At 50.2% G+C, this 15,124-nt stretch carries 10 protein-coding genes; 7 read left to right on the forward strand and 3 right to left on the reverse strand.

Annotated elements, in window-relative coordinates; translation table 11 throughout:
- The first annotated feature begins 43 nt into the window (after nucleotides 1–43).
- From H6F86_RS04230 to H6F86_RS04260, 7 genes are all read left to right on the forward strand, one after another.
- A complete protein-coding gene (locus tag H6F86_RS04230) occupies nucleotides 44–1,582 on the forward strand; it encodes a response regulator (RefSeq protein ID WP_190446863.1) in 1,539 nt (512 codons plus the stop codon).
- A gap of 409 nt (nucleotides 1,583–1,991) precedes the next feature.
- Complete coding sequence (locus tag H6F86_RS04235; RefSeq protein WP_190446864.1) at nucleotides 1,992–4,751, forward strand: PAS domain S-box protein; 2,760 nt, start codon at nucleotides 1,992–1,994, stop codon at nucleotides 4,749–4,751.
- Nucleotides 4,752–4,829: 78 nt separating this feature from the next.
- A complete protein-coding gene (locus tag H6F86_RS04240) occupies nucleotides 4,830–5,210 on the forward strand; it encodes a response regulator (RefSeq protein WP_190446865.1) in 381 nt (126 codons plus the stop codon).
- 168 nt (nucleotides 5,211–5,378) lie between these two features.
- Nucleotides 5,379–7,061 carry an EAL domain-containing protein gene (locus tag H6F86_RS04245; RefSeq protein ID WP_190446866.1) on the forward strand — a complete coding sequence of 561 codons (1,683 nt, stop codon included), beginning with the start codon at nucleotides 5,379–5,381 and terminating at the stop codon, nucleotides 7,059–7,061.
- Nucleotides 7,062–7,248: 187 nt separating this feature from the next.
- Nucleotides 7,249–7,626: a hypothetical protein gene (locus H6F86_RS04250; RefSeq protein ID WP_190446867.1), complete on the forward strand. Its 378-nt coding sequence runs from the start codon at nucleotides 7,249–7,251 to the stop codon at nucleotides 7,624–7,626.
- A 340-nt stretch (nucleotides 7,627–7,966) separates the two neighbouring features.
- Nucleotides 7,967–8,854 (forward strand): FecR domain-containing protein, encoded by an 888-nt coding sequence (locus H6F86_RS04255; RefSeq protein ID WP_199305043.1) that lies wholly within the window; start codon nucleotides 7,967–7,969, stop codon nucleotides 8,852–8,854.
- Nucleotides 8,835–11,201: a CHASE2 domain-containing protein gene (locus H6F86_RS04260; RefSeq protein ID WP_190446868.1), complete on the forward strand. Its 2,367-nt coding sequence runs from the start codon at nucleotides 8,835–8,837 to the stop codon at nucleotides 11,199–11,201. Before H6F86_RS04255 ends, H6F86_RS04260 begins: the two co-directional genes overlap by 20 nt.
- 184 nt (nucleotides 11,202–11,385) lie before the next feature.
- Here the strand turns inward: H6F86_RS04260 and H6F86_RS04265 are convergent, their stop codons facing one another.
- From H6F86_RS04265 to ada, 3 genes are all read right to left on the reverse strand, one after another.
- On the reverse strand, nucleotides 11,386–12,240 hold the full coding sequence (locus H6F86_RS04265; RefSeq protein WP_190446869.1) for a DUF1206 domain-containing protein: 855 nt from the start codon (nucleotides 12,238–12,240) through the stop codon (nucleotides 11,386–11,388).
- Between the two features lie 249 nt (nucleotides 12,241–12,489).
- Nucleotides 12,490–13,551, reverse strand: a complete 1,062-nt coding sequence (locus H6F86_RS04270; RefSeq protein ID WP_190446923.1) for a threo-3-hydroxy-L-aspartate ammonia-lyase — start codon at nucleotides 13,549–13,551, stop codon at nucleotides 12,490–12,492.
- Nucleotides 13,552–13,688: 137 nt separating this feature from the next.
- The gene (gene ada / locus H6F86_RS04275; RefSeq protein ID WP_190446870.1) at nucleotides 13,689–14,756 is read right to left on the reverse strand and encodes a bifunctional DNA-binding transcriptional regulator/O6-methylguanine-DNA methyltransferase Ada; all 1,068 of its coding nucleotides are present in this window, start codon (nucleotides 14,754–14,756) and stop codon (nucleotides 13,689–13,691) included.
- Between the last annotated feature and the right edge of the window lie 368 nt (nucleotides 14,757–15,124).

The following is a 15,124-nucleotide window of genomic DNA, read 5'->3' on the forward strand; positions in this document are numbered from 1 at the left end:
CATTCAGCTATAGGATCCTTCTAAACCTCAAGCAACGTTTGCAATGAGAATTCTGTTAGTGGATGATGATGAGCACCTTGCCGAATTACTCAGAACGACTCTGACTGAGCAACATTATGTCGTTGATACGGCTGCCGATGGTCAAGCAGGATGGGCACTAGCCGAAAGTCTGACGTATGACTTGATTTTGCTGGATGTAATGCTGCCAAAACTAGATGGCATTAGTTTTTGCCGCCAGTTGCGTGCCCAGGGCAAACAAGTGCCCGTACTGTTACTGACGGCTAGAGACACCAGTAACGACAAAGTAATGGGTTTGGATGCAGGCGCTGATGATTACCTGGTGAAGCCGCTCTGCCTGCAAGAGCTAGCGGCAAGAATGCGGGCGTTACTGCGGCGGGGATCAGTTGTCACCGCTTCGGTGCTGGAGTGGGGCAGGTTGCGTCTTGACCCTAGTAGTTGCGAAGTGACCTACGATCGCGCACCGTTACGCCTCACGCCCAAAGAATATGCGTTGCTAGAACTATTCTTGCGGAATAATCAGCGAGTCTACAGCCGTAGCGCAATTTTGGATCAGCTCTGGTCGTTGGATGACGATCCACCAGGGGAGGATACTGTGAAGACCCACATCAAGGGACTACGGCAGCGGTTGAAAGCAGTTGGAGCCGCCGATTTAGTCGAGACAGTTTATGGTTTGGGGTATCGCCTGAATCAGTCATATGCTCAAACGCCTGCCCAGTCTTCAACACCAGCTTTAGCAGCACCAGATGACCAGCGGCAGCACCAGACTCAGGCTGCGGTGGCAAAAATTTGGCAGCGTGCTCAAGGCAAGGTGCTCGATCGCATCGCTGTTTTAGAACAGGCAGCCCAGGCGCTACAGATGAATCAGCTTGACAGCGCACTGCACGATCAGGCACTGCAAGAAGCTCACAAGCTTGCAGGGTCTTTAGGCACCTTTGGTGCTGACGAAGGTTCTCAGCTAGCACGACAAATCGAGACGCTTTTGCAAGCTAAAGGAGCGCTAAAAAAAGCACAGTTAACCGATTTGCTAGCACTGATAGCCCGTTTACGAGCATCGGTAGACAGTGTACCTTCCCAGCCCTTAGAGCCGAGCAGCGAAACGACAGTGGAGGCACTTACAACGCCAGCAAAAATGCAGCCGCCCAGCGAGCCGTGTCAAGTAACAGAGGCAAGCATTTTCGCGATCGATGATGATCCTTTAATCCTAACGGTACTGCAAACAGTACTAGAACCTTGGGGCTTTCAAGTCACCCCCCTGGACGATCCGCAGCGCTTTTGGGAAATTCTGCCCACCGTCGCACCCGATCTCGTCATCCTCGACATTGAAATGCCTAAGATTGACGGCATCAAACTATGCAGCACACTTCGTAACAATACTCGTTGGGGTTGGGTACCTGTGCTGTTTCTTACTGCCAAAACGGATGCTGCTACGCTCCATCAAATCTTTGAAGCTGGAGCCGATGATTATGTAGGCAAACCGATCGTGGCTCCAGAGTTAGTTGCCCGCATTTGCAATCGCTTGAAGCGCACTCGTAGGCTACGGCATGAGAGCAGCAGCCCTTAAGATAAGGCAATAAGCAGCGATGGCAACGTTTAAATGAATCAGCCGCAATCCTTCGTTAGCAGTCAGCGATCAGTTAGCTATTTTTCGTCAACTGCTGATCGTTCGCTCAAAATTATGTTCACTTCAGTGAAAACTGCTGTAATACCAATTCCCTTTTGACACGCTACAAATCAAGATTCTTCTGCCTGCGGCATTCCCTTTTGAATTGTTATTAGCCTTCCCAAGTTCCTCACAGTTTGAGTTTAGATTTAAACAAGTTAGGTCTGCCTTGAACCACCAACACTGGCAGACAAAAAGCTTGTAAGCCGTCTGGAACTTCGCAGCCGATTGCATATGCTAGCTTCATCAAACCGCCCAAAGTAGCCTTTTAGCTCTTATAGCAATATCACCAAGGTCTAGCAAAACGTCCATGACCCAGGCTCCCCTACCAACCAATGAGTTAGCAAGACTGGCAGCATTGCATCAGTGCCATATTCTTAATACACCTGCTGAGTCTGCATTCGATGATATCACTCGTCTCGCTGCTCATATTTGTGGCGTTTCCATAGCGATGGTGAGTTTAGTTGACGCTGATCGGCAATGGTTTAAGTCAAAAGTAGGCATAGAAGTTAATGAAACGCCACGTGAAATAGCCTTTTGTGCCCATGCTATTTTACAACGAGAGATTTTGATTGTTCCTGATGCTGCTGCGGACGAACGGTTCACCACTAATCTCCTGGTTACGGCTGAGCCTCATGTCCGCTTTTATGCTGGTGTGCCCTTAATTACCTTAGAAGGTCATGCACTGGGAACACTTTGTGTGATTGATCGCGTACCACGCATACTTAGCCCAGAGCAAATTGAAGGATTGGAGATCCTGGCACGCCAAGTAGTGAAGCAACTTGAGTTACGCCGCAATCTTGACGCTTTAGAACGATCGGCGGTTGAGTCAAAACAAACAGTACGAAAACGCATTGGCTTCGCTAGCAGTGTTATTAGCTTTGCAGGTATTACAGCCGCGTTAATGGCACTCAGTGCAATATTTTATCAGAGCGCGATCGACTTCCAGCAGCAGCCCTGGTCGCAAGCGTTGCATTCTGATTCAACCGTTCGGTTTCTTGCTGCCACGTGCTTGGGTTTTGTCATTCTCTCTTTGCTTTTCTACCTAGGCTACGCTGAACTCCAAAAACGTTACTACGCAGAGGAGACGCTGGAGCAAGAGCGTGATTTTACCGCTGCTGTTTTGGATACAGTCGGTGCGTTAGTGCTTGTTCTTGATGCTAAAGGTCGCATTGTACGGTTCAACCGAAACTGTGAGCAGACGACCGGTCATGCCTTCGCCGAAATCAGACACCGACTTTTTTGGGATATTCTTTTGCTGCCGCAAGACGTGGAGCCTGTGAAAGCAGTTTTTGCAGATTTAAAAGCAGGGCAGTTTCCCAATGCCCATGAAAACGCTTGGATGACGAAGACGGGTGAACAGAGGCTCATTGCCTGGTCGAATACAGCGCTGTTAGACGATGATGGTGCTGTCGAGTACGTCATAGGCACAGGGATTGATATTACTGAACGCAAGCAGGCAGAAAATGCCCTTCGCAAAAGTGAGGCAACCAATCGTGCACTGGTTGAAGCCATTCCAGACTTGATGATTCGGATGACGAAAGATGGCACATACCTGGATTTTATTCCTGCTAAAAGTTTCACAGTATTAAAACCACATAATGAGATGCGGGGCAGAAATATTCACGAGGTCATGCCACCCGACATCGCGCAGCAACGCATCCATTACACGCAGAAAGCATTGCAAACTGGTGAGACGCAAGTCTATGAATTTCAGCTACTCCGAGATGACAAAGCCTGTACTGAAGAAGCTCGCATTGTAGTAAGCGGGGAGGATGAAGTGCTGGTCATGGTTCGTGATATCAGCGATCGCAAACAAGCAGAAGAAGCGCTGTTTCAACTAGCGGCGATCGTCGAATCCTCTTGTGATGCCATCATCGGTGTAGCGCTAGACGGCAAAATTACAAGCTGGAATGCCGGTGCTACGAAAATCTATGGCTACTCGGCTGAAGAAACCAGAGGGCGATCAGCGATCGTGCTTCTAGCCGTCTCAACTCACTCAAACGAATGGCTAGAAATGATTGCTGATGAAAATCCAGCGCAGTACTTAAACTATTGCGAAACGCAACATAGCCGCAAAGATGGCAAGTGGATTGATGTCGCGTTGACGATCTCTCCCGTTCGGGATGCAGCAGGCAACAGAACTGGGGCTTCGATTATTGCCCGCGATATTAGCGATCGCCGCGCCATGGAACGTATGAAGGATGAATTTATTTCGGTCGTGAGCCATGAATTGAGAACACCCTTAACGTCGCTTAAAGGCTCACTTAGCCTGCTGCAAACCGGACAAATCGGTAGCCTCTCTGCTAAAGGACAACGGATGCTAGAGATTGCTTTCAGTAGCGCCGATCGCCTCGGTGTCCTCATTAACAACATCCTTGATCTGGAGCGGCTAGGCTCTAGTCAATCTCTGCTTACCAAGCAAACCTTTGATGTTACCGATCTAATGCAACAAGTCGTTAGTGAGATGCAGTTAAGCGCCGAAAAAGCAAATATTGCCGTCTCTATTGCCTCGGCATCCACTCAACTGCATGCCGATCGCGATCGCCTGGTACAGGTTCTCACAAATCTACTTAGTAACGCCATCAAATTCTCCCCACCTGGTACAACAGTTTGGCTAACGGCTGCCTTAACTCAAGAGACAAGCGAAAAGTCAGAGCCAGGGGTGGGCGCTCCAAACCCTGCTGTGACGGTTCAGCCGAACCCTTCGAGCGCAAGTAACCTAACCCTTAACCTTCAACACACCCAGACACAGCACACCCAGAGCCTAACACCCGGCACCCTACTGCTTACCGTTAAAGACCAGGGACGCGGTATCCCAACCGACAAACTAGAGGTAATCTTCGATCGTTTTCAACAGGTTGATGCATCAGATGCTCGTCAGAGAGGTGGTACGGGCTTAGGTCTGACAATCTGCCGGAGCATAGTCGAGCAACACGGCGGGCAGATCTGGGCAGAGAGTGTCCTGGGTAAAGGAAGTACGTTCTACATAACGTTGCCGATAGACATCGCAATGCCGCGATCGCCCGCCTTACTTCAGGGGCAAACTGAAGTTGAAGTTAAACGCTAGCGCTTTTGACACCCCGTAAGCAAAAGCAGTTTTTCATTGACTATAAAGTATTACAAATTATTAGCGAGGTGATGAGTCGTGACAGTTAAACGAGTTTTGATTATTGATGACGAAGATGATATTCGAGAGGTCGCCCAAACCAGCTTAGAAATTATGGGAGGATGGAACGTTTTCACAGCCGCCTCTAGCCACGAAGGCATTACAATGGCTGAAGCGGAACAGCCAGACGCAATCTTGCTTGATGTGATGCTGCCTGATATGGATGGTCCCGCCACTTTTCAAAAACTGCAAGCCAATCCCACAACAGCTCAAATTCCAGTTATTCTACTAACGGCTAAAGCGCAAGCCTCTGACCAGCGCTACTTTGCTGACTTAGGTGTTATGGCTGTGTTAACCAAACCATTTGATCCTGTTACCTTAGCTGATCAGGTTGCAGAAGCACTTGCTTGGAATGTATGATCCCTTGCTGGTATCTATGATCACCCAACGCATCTATGACCAGCTAACGTTAGAATCTTCTCAAGTTCTTCACCTTGCAGGGGTAAATTCACGGTTGAACGATGCGTTGTCCCTGCTCCTACCTTTCAGCATCGTTTGAAGTGAATGGTTCTTTAGCCAAATTGCAAGATGAAAGAACAGAGTACAAGTTTCCCTCCTCATAGTGCAGCCTGCGAACCTCCCGTTGCTCCAAGTCCAAGTAGCGATGATATCGCCGCTTTGGTGAGCTATGAACTCCGCACTCCGCTTACCTCCATTCGGGCAGCACTCGGTTTGTTGATGACCGGAATGCTAGGCACTTTGCCCGAGCGAGGGCAACGCATGTTAGAGATTGCATTAAGCAATACTGACCGCTTAATGCATCTCGTTGAGGTGTTAGAGCGTGAACCAGAGGTAGCCAACAGTTTGACAGTTCCGCTACCTGTAGAGAATGCCCCCGATCCAAATATACAGAGGCTTTTACCTTTAAGCCTTTGGCGACGTCAAGCTTACTACGACAGTCTGACTGGCTTACCCACCCAAGCATTGTTTCTCAGTTGGCTCAACCAGTCTTTTGCACCACTCTCAACCGTAAACCAGCCACAAACGCCACCGCTCATTGCGGTGCTTCTGGTTGATCTGGATCGGTTTCAGGTGATCAACGACAGTTTGGGCTATGACATGGGAGACCAATTGCTGATGAAGATTGCCGATCGTTTAGCTGCTGCTCTCCCAGCAACAGGCGCGGTCGCTCGCTTGCAAGCAGACAAGTTTGCGATTTTACTGCGAGATGTTGCTGCTATGGACCTAGCAGTGGCGGCAGCAGACGATATCCAGCAAGCGCTCACTGCCCCGTTTAACCTGAATAATCAGGAAGTTTTTGTGACAGCTAGCATAGGCATTGCCTGGAATCAAACAGTCTACGATCGTGCCGAACATCTCCTGCATGATGCTGATACAGCCATGTACCAAGCCAAAGCACTGGGTAAAGCCCGTTGTGAAATTTTTGATGTTGGCGTGCGACTGGAAGCAACCTCCCGTTTACGCCTCGAAACAGATCTCCGACTTGCCCTAGAGCGCCAGGAGTTTAAACTTTACTATCAGCCGATCGTCTCCATTGCGACTCAACAAATCACTGGCTTTGAGGCATTGATACGCTGGCAGCATCCAGAAAACGGACTGGTATCACCATTGAAATTTATTGCTTTGGCTGAAGAAACTGGTTTAATTAACCCGATTGGTCAATGGGTATTGCGCGAAGCGTGTCGGCAGCTCTGCCTTTGGCAAGCACAAACCCTGATGGAACCACCTCTAACCGTTAGCGTGAACCTTTCAGCCCAGCAATTCTCGCAACCTGATTTGGTTGAACAGGTGCAACAAAGCCTTGCAGAAACCGGACTAGATCCACGTAGCCTCAGGTTAGAAATCACCGAAAGCGCCATTATGGCGAATCCTGAAACTGCTGCCAGGATGTTGCAGCAGATCAAAACTCTAGGTGTCCAGCTCTATATCGATGATTTTGGCACTGGCTATTCTTCGCTAGCTTATCTACACCGCTTCCCCATTGATACGTTGAAGATTGATCGATCGTTTGTTAACCGCGTCGATGTTGACCTAGAGCAACTGGAAATTGTCCGTACAATCATTCAGCTTGCCTGGAACCTCGGTATCAATGTGATTGCTGAGGGTGTAGAAACATCCAAACAACTAATGCAGCTTAAGGCGCTTAAATGTGATTACGCTCAAGGCTTTTTCTTTTCAAAACCGCTTGATAGTGAAGCTGCTGGTGCCTTTATCAAGCAAAGCTTATCACCCCAAGCTGATGCCATTTAGATAGCTGTCAGCGAACTCTAAGGACGGAGCTTAGAACCGAATAATTACCACCTTATGTAGGAGAAATGCCTCTCTTTCCAAGTTCCTCACCTTTTAGCTTTAGATTCAAAGTAATGCAGTTGTTGGTTTGCCCTCAACCCAACAGCATTCCCCTTGAATCAGTTAATGCTTAGGATGAGCTACAACGATGGAACCTTTGCTAATCAACGAAAAACTTGTTTCACTCTTTAATTTTTGGGCTGATGGCAAATTGCAAAGCGGCATGCGTTGCTCAAACGAATTATTTCGTCAGGTACGCACTTTCGCGTTTGATCAGCGTCAGAGAGTTTACTCGTTGGGCTGGGCGTTAGCAGAGCGAGGCATCCAAGTTGTTATTACCTGGTCGCATCGGGGGTATGGGCTTTGGATTTGCCTCCGTGTACCTCAGACGCTACCGAAGCCTGTGCAAAGAACCCAACCAGGCAGTCGTACAGTGCCTGTTACAAAGCTTGTGGCTACCAAACCGCACCAGATGCGCTCTAAGTATGGGAATGTAAAAAAACGTTCCCTGGCACAGGTAGTTTAGGCGATCGACCAACCATTTCTGGTAATTTAAGGCTGGCTTAGTTGTGCTTGCACAGGGCTGAGTAAGCTGTCACCCGCTGAAAAAGTTCTCTAAAGCAGATTTTGTTGTTTTGCTTCACTGGTAAGTAGGAGGGCTAAATTAAGCACCACTGAGAGACTGGGTTTCGACAGCGCTCAACCCGCCAACACCTAGGACTGAGAGCATTTCGACTTCGCTTAATGTGTCTTATGGATAATTACGCCTAGCTACTTAGTACAACCTTAAAGATCGATCATTCATATATGAAACTGGGTACGTTAAATGAGGCTGAATCGCCTACAGTATTGGACAGAAGGGACTGATGCGTAAGTCAACGAGTGAAAATCGCTCTCAATCTAAGACGATTTCAACTAAATATTTTCTGCTAACGACCCTTCCCTTCCTGGTGATGTTTATGTTTGCAGCCGCGGATAACAGCGGCTCCAATACCGTGCCTGTTAGAGTAGACCGGTGGCTAGAAATTCAGCAGATGGCTGGTCCAGTTACTCTATATCGAGGACAATCCTCTCAACCAGCGCGGGTCGGTCTGCGGCTACAGGCAGTTGGCGATGGAATTAAGACTGGGAGCAAAGCAAAGGTGGTGTTAGCTGCCGATACAGGTATTGGCACCATTAGCGTTTCGGAACAGACCAGCCTACGCATTCAAACATTGCAAGTGGCTCCTGGAAACGGACGCATCACGCGGCTCCAGGTGACAGGTGGGCAAGTGCGCTTGAAGGTGCGACCCTTTACTAATCCTGGCTCTCGCCTAGAGATTCAAACTCCAGCCGGTGTGAGCGGTGTACGAGGCACTGAGTTCGGCGTGAGTATTCAGCCCGATGGCAAAACTGGGCTGGCGACGTTGAGCGGCAGTGTCGTCAGTAACGCACTAGGGAAAGCGATCACAGTGAATGGAGGGTTCCAGAATTTAGTGGTTGCAGGCGAACCGCCGTCTCCTGCAGTGCCCTTGCGAAACGATACCAGCTTGAAAATTGAGATTCGCAAGGAAATTAAAGGCAATGTGCGCTGGGCGCGTCTCATCGGTCAAATCGACTTTGTGAATGGGTTGACGATCGCAGGGCAGCCACAAGTTACTGATCGCAATGGTCGGTTTGACCTGACCTTACCCATTGCCTCCCAAGCACGGGTGCAGGCAGTCGTAACAACGCCGTTAGGCAAAAAGCAGGTGTATGACCTGGCAACCTGGTAAGTTAGGCTGGCGGCTACTTCCCGGTACTGCCACAGCTCTTGTCGTCGGATTGCTGTTTAAGTTGAGCGCCTGGTATCCCCTGGAGCAGCTTTCCTATCAAGCCTTGTTTCGCCTTCGGGGACCAACTGCCTGGGATAAGCGAGTGGTGGTAGTGGTGATCGACGATGCTAGTTTAAAGGCGCTGGGGCGGTTTCCCTGGTCGCGCCAGCGCTATGCTCAACTGCTGAAGGTGTTAACTAAAGCAGACGCCAGTGTGGTTGCCTTCGATATGTTGTGGTCTGAGCCGAGTGCTGAAGATACACAACTGGCAAGTGCAATGGAACAACATGGGCGCGTGGTAGTGGCTCAAGCGCGGGATGACACAGGCGTACCATTGGTGCCAACCCCACTATTGCAGGAAGCAGCGATCGCGGTTGGGCACATCCTTAAACATAAGAACTTAGGTAATCTAACCCAGCAAGTTGATCTTCAGATTCCTGAGCAGGCAGCGCTAGGCATTGCAGCAGTACAGTCCTACGGGCTAGTTCAAGCCCCAGTGAACTTACCTGACCTTAAGCAGCCGTTTTGGATCAATTGGCCGGGTCCGGTGGAAGAAGCAACGTCCTATTCCTTTGTCGAGGTGCTTAAAGGGCAAATTCCACCTCAAGCGTTTAAGGACAAAATTGTTTTAGTTGGCTTGACGGCAATAGGGTTTGATCCATTAAATACGCCATTTAATAGTAATCCGGCTACAGGTGGTGTTTATGAGCATGCTGCTGTCGTTCATAACCTACTACGACAAAACCCGCTGCACCGTGTTCCAGACTACTGGCTGGTACCCATCCTGCTCTTTGGGGGACCGGGCTTGAGCTTCTTTTTAAGCCATTGGCGGTTCAGGCTCCGGTTCGGTAGTTGGTTGTGCTTGAGTGTAACCTGGGTAGGCTTGAGTGTACTGTTGCTTTGGGTTGGCTACTGGTTGCCCGTTGCCTTGCCGTTAGCATTGTTCACCGGGACACTGGGCACAACCTTGCTTTGTGAGCAACTGAGAATGAGTGCCTTGCTGCAACGGCAGGTCAAACATCTTTGGCAGACGTACACTCCAGAGGTGGTGCTTGACAACGTGCGATCGCTGCAACCGACGCTAGCCAACTACTTGCAGCAACCAGTATTAGTCCAGCAGGCAAGCCAACTAGCAGCTTTAGCAGAACAACTGGGGCGATCGCAGTCGGCTCAAGCGGCGATCGCCCGCAGTCTTTCTAGCGGTTTGCTTGCTGCTGATTTAGATGGGCTTGTTTGGTTTTGCAATCCTGTAGCAGCGACTTTGTTGCAGATCCAGGTGGGCGATCGTCTTGACGATCATTTGGTGCCTCAGTGGCTCTCTAAGGCTCAATGGCAGGCAGATCTACAAAGTTTGAAAGCGCAGCAACCCATGAGCGTTCATGAGTTACATCGCGGTGAGCACTGGTTAGAACTAAAGTTAGAGCCACTGTTTTATCAACCGCTGACTGGAGAAACCGCAGGTCAAATGCAGCCCTTAGATGGTCTGTTGCTGATTCTGAATGACATTACAGAGCGTCGTCTTATTGAACAAATGAAAAGTGAACTGGTTGCGCTAGTCAGTCATGAACTTCGCACACCTCTCACATCGATTCAAGGTGCTTTAAAGCTGCTGCAAACTGGGAAGCTGGGCACTCTGCCAGCTAACGGACAGCGGATGCTTGATATAGCCGCCAAAAACACGAACCGCTTGATGCGTTTGACTAACGACCTCCTTGACCTAGAGCGCATTGAGTCAGGGACGGTTAGTTTATCCCAACAGTGCTGCCAGATTGCGGCTCTCTTAGAGCAGGCAGCAGCAGTCATGCAAACATTGGCGGATGAGCAGTCTGTAGTTTTAGCGGTGCATTCCGTCAGTGCAAATGTTTGGGTTGATTCCGATCGCCTACTTCAAGTGCTGATCAATTTGCTGAGTAACGCCATCAAATTCTCCCACCCGGGCGGCAGCATCTGGCTCAACGCTGAGTTCCGGACTGAAGCACTAGAGCATGGCAGGACGATCGAACTGAAGAGCCAAGGTGCAGAACGATCGCCGCACTTATCTGAAGTGGGTCAACACCCAGCACCTTACCTTCTCATTCGTGTCACAGATGAGGGGCGAGGCATTCCCGCTGACAAGCTTGAGGCAGTCTTTGAACGCTTTCAGCAGGTAGAAGCGGCAGATGCTCAACAAAAAGGTGGCACAGGCTTAGGGCTAGCAATTTGCCGCACCATTGTGCAGCAGCATGGTGGACACATTTGGGTAGAAAGTGAATCAGGTCAAGGTTGCACGTTTTGTTTGACCTTACCAAGTCATATTAACCACTGTTAGAGCAGTTGGACAGGCTGAAAGCGGTCGCTCATAGCCAACAAGATTGGCACCTTAAAGCAGTTTTTTATGGTTTTGGGTTGTCAATTTTGCATCGTTGAGCTTTTTAGCCTGCCCTGTTTTAGCTGTTTATTGTATGCACCTCAAGATCAATCGCCAGTTATAAGGTGACGGCGAACTAGCGGGTTTATTGAGGTTGGGCAATGCGCCGATAGCGCGCTTCAATCAACGAGTAAAAGCTGTAAGCGATCAACCCTAGAGCAACGATGCCTAACAACCAGGCACCATAGGGTTGCTGTGCTAACGCCGCTAAGGCACCGCCTAACCCGATCGCTTCGGTGGCATCGTCATGCAAGGCAGCAAGAACGAGAAAGCTCCCAATGATGCCAAACACAATGCCGCGTGCCGCAATCCCAAATTGCCCCAGCCATTTCGCCCACTTGCGCTCGGTCTCACTCATCTGATGGCGTTGAAAATGACGTTGAAAATCAGCTTTATAGGCTTGATAAAGGTACGAAAGCCCTACCCCAATCACCACTAGCCCTGCCAAACAGACTAACCCTTGCCCCCAGGGTTGAGCGATCAAGCGGGCTGTCCAATCCTGAGTTGCATTACTATTGCCCTTGCCATTGCCCATGATGAGCTTTACTGCCGTCAATGCCAACCCAATATAAGCGGTTGCGCTAAAAGCGTAGCCAAGACGCTGCACAAGCTGCTTTGCCTTCATTGGCTCACCAGCGTGTTCCGGATCAAAAACGGTTTGGACAACGCGCCAGAGCGCATAACCTATCAACCCGATCGCCACTAAAGCCAGTAGAAATTTCCCAAAAGGCTGGTCGAGGATAGTTTCTAAGGCTCCGCTCGTATCGGTTGTTTTACCCCCAGTTGTAAAGGCTGCCTGTGCTGCTAAGAATCCAACGACCAAGTAGACAACGCCTTTGGCGGCATAGCCGCATCGTGCCAGTGGTTCAACCCAGGGCTGGGCGGCTGCCTGCCGTGCTGGTTGTTGAAGGTCAGAGAGAGAGGACTTTCGGCGGGACATAAGGATTGTGCTCCAGTGGTGCGATCGAGCGCGTGGCTACCGCTTTGCTTGCTCTATGCCTACAGTTTATGCAGCGGGCAAGAAAAGCGAAGGTTGAGTTGCCAAGCGAAAACAACAACGGGGTTTAAGTTCCTCTAACCTTAATCTAAATAGCATCGTCCTCCCTGTACCTTGCGGGAAGTGAAACCACCTCAGGCAGAGTTTGGTAGAAGGTGGTCATCAGTTTAACGGTCGCGGGTATACATCTATCTAGCTCAGTTCGGTTGCCCACGGTACGCGAGGCTGAGCTTTAGGCGGTTTCGTGACTTTGGTAAACAGTTTGCCTGCTTGCTTCAGGTCAACGTTGCCGCCGCTAATGATGACCCCAATGCGGGCACTGGGAACGTTGACGATGCCCTCTAACAAAGCGGCAGTCGCCAAGGCTCCCGTGGGTTCAACGACGAGCTTCAGGCGTTCCCACAAAAAGAACATAGCGCGCAGGATGGCGGCTTCGGAAACCGTCACCATATCGTGAACGTAATGCAAGACCAGTGGAAAGGTGAGCAGCCCAAGAGACGCAGTACGGGCACCATCAGCGATCGTGTCTGGGTTCTCTACGGTTTGTAGCGTTTTGGCATAGAACGATCGTGTGGCATCATCAGCACGTTTCGGCTCCACGCCAATGACACGACACGAGGGCGATAGGGCATGAGCGGCGATCGCGCAACCCGATAACAAACCACCACCGCCACAGCAAACCAGCAACAAATCCAGCGCTCCCACTTCTTCAATGAGTTCCTTTGCGGCAGTGCCCTGTCCCGCAATCACATAAGGATGGTCGAAGGGCGGAATCAGCGTAAGTCCTCGATCGCCTGCTAATTGCTGACCCAACGCTTCCCGCGATTCAGTCGAGCGATTGTAAGTGACAACTTCGGCACTATAGCCGCGTGTTGCTGCCAGTTTGACGGTGGGCGCATCCTCTGGCATAACGATCGTCGTAGGGATGTCAAGCAGTTGACCCGATAGCGCGATCGCCTGAGCATGGTTCCCTGATGAAAACGCTAGCACCCCGCGCCGACGCTGCTCTTCTGGCAACTGCACCATCGCGTTGTATGCCCCTCGAAACTTAAAGGCTCCAATGCGCTGAAAGTTCTCACACTTAAAAAAGACTTGACTACCGGTTTGACGATCGATTGTCGTTGAAGTCATGACTGGGGTGCGATGTGCTTGCCCCTTGAGGCGCTCGGCTGCGGCTTCGACATCGGCATACGTTACGGGCAGAATGGCATCGATGCTTGCTTCTAAGCGCTCTGGCTGTGTGTTTGGCTGCATAGAATCTGCCATAGCAATACGGTTAAAGACCACTCTTACACCTTACACAAAGCACCCGACATACTTCAGCAACGGCAACGGTTAGCTCCTGTCCATTAGCCCTACAAGCTCAATGCCCTGCTTTAAATTGATTGTTGTTATTCCAGGGCTTCTCGTTCTAGCAATGCCCGTTTGCGCTCAATGCCCCAGCGATACCCGCTCAAGGCACCATTGCTGCGAACTACCCGGTGGCAGGGGATGACAACCGCAAGCGTATTGGCGGCACAGGCTGCCGCAACGGCTCGAACGGCTGTGGGATGCTCAATTTGCTTAGCGACTTCGGTATAACTCATAGTTGTTCCCGGTGGAATTGCCTGCAACGCTTGCCAAACGCGCTGTTGAAACGCGGTGCCCTGAATATCTAGCGGCAGATCAAGTCCACGATCAGGGGTTTCAATCAAGGCGAGCACCTGTGCAACCCAGTGAGAGAAAGCCGGATCAGATGCTTGTAATTGTGCCTTGGGAAAGCGAGCCTGCAACTGTTCTGTCAAAATTTCTGGTGTGTCGCCAAAGTTGATCGCGCAAATGCCTCGGTCGGTTGCTGCAATCAAAACCAAACCCAAAGACGATCGCTCGATCGCAAACCGAATCGCCACGTCTGTTGCCCCTGCTTTGTATTGGCTGGGTGCCATGCCTAGCATACTGGTTGCTCCCCCATAAACCTGACTGCTCGAACTAAACCCAGCGTCGTAAATAGCTTGAGTCACAGAGCGACCTTTTTGCAAGTCATCACGTAGACACTGTTGACGTTGAGCGATCGCATACGCTTTGGGTGTTACGCCCACGATCGCTTTGAACAACCGTTGCAGGTAATAGGGGCTGAGTCCCGCAACTATCGCCAACTCGCTTAAGGACAGTGATGTTTCGGACGTTTCAATCAGGTTACAGAGATGGGTCACCAATTTCACTTGTGCCTCGTGAGGTGATGTAGCGTTTGGCTGGCACCGCTTGCACGGACGAAAACCTGCTTCCTCTGCCTCAGAACAGGTTTGAAAAAAGCGGACATGCTCACGCTTCGGCAGCCGTGACGCACAGGCCGGGCGGCAATACACACCCGTTGTTGTCACCGCATAGAGAAACGCGCCCTCCGCCTGCTGATCGCGCATTAAGACTGCATCCCAGCGCAGTGCCTCAGTCGAAAATGGTTCAGCGATCGTGGGTCGCATAATGTAAGTTCCTCAACATTAACTGGCCTTACGCTACAAAAGGCGCAAACAACCTTTAACCATGATGTTACTCATGGGGCAGGCAACCCACTATCAGATTCTTGCGGTCTCATTCAACTACACCATTCAGCACTTCATGCAGGACAACACTTGCCAAATGATTGCAGCAACTTAAGCGAGCCTTTAAGGCGAATTTTACGTCATCAACCTACGGTAGTTAAAGGACTCGCGCCTCCAGGCTCTTGTGAGCAAGAAGGTAGGGGACAAAAGTAACTCTTTATAGCGTTTCAAGTATGTACTTTCAGCGTTTTAAGTATACAAATGTCAAGCAAGCTGTATCAATCTAACTCACTGTATCGAAGCGTAAA

The sequence above is a fragment of the Phormidium sp. FACHB-592 genome (assembly GCF_014695795.1).
GTDB lineage: Bacteria > Cyanobacteriota > Cyanobacteriia > Leptolyngbyales > Leptolyngbyaceae > Stenomitos.